The 506-nt window shown below is 49.8% G+C and carries 1 pseudogene; it reads left to right on the top strand.

Annotated features, from left to right (window positions below):
* Positions 1–358: pseudogene (gene agaR, locus ACFFRH_RS45095) on the top strand (aga operon transcriptional regulator AgaR); the annotation flags it as partial.
* Between the last annotated feature and the right edge of the window lie 148 nt (positions 359–506).

The following is a 506-nucleotide window of genomic DNA, read 5'->3' as shown; positions in this document are numbered from 1 at the left end:
GCTGCTGATGTCCGGCGGGCATTTGCGCCGTCAGTCGCAATCTTTTTACGGCGATCAGGCTGAGCAATCGCTGCAAAATTACCACTTCGATATGCTGTTTCTTGGTGTAGATGCGATCGATCTGGAGCGCGGCGTCAGCACACATAATGAAGATGAAGCTCGTTTAAACCGTCGGATGTGCGAAGTTGCGGAACGGATCATCGTGGTCACCGATTCCAGTAAGTTCAATCGTTCCAGTTTACATAAGATCATTGATACTCAACGTATCGACATGATCATTGTTGATGAAGGCATTCCTGCGGATAGCCTGGAAGGACTGCGAAAGGCTGGGGTTGAAGTGATTCTGGTCGGGGAGTGAGAAAGGATGCCCGCTGGTCAACACGAATGCGTTCGGCGGGCATTGTGAACACCATCAATGGGTTTCTTCTGTTTCTCGGGTGAGGGTTTCCCAGTCGGCAGGAGGATGTCCTCTTTTTAACATTTTGCTGAATACGGTATAGGCATCT

Origin of the sequence: Streptosporangium vulgare (assembly GCF_042428775.1) — a bacterium.
GTDB classification, from domain to species: domain Bacteria; phylum Actinomycetota; class Actinomycetes; order Streptosporangiales; family Streptosporangiaceae; genus Streptosporangium; species Streptosporangium vulgare.
Note: the sequence above shows the minus strand (reverse complement) of the source record. Positions and strands in the feature narration are given on the sequence as shown.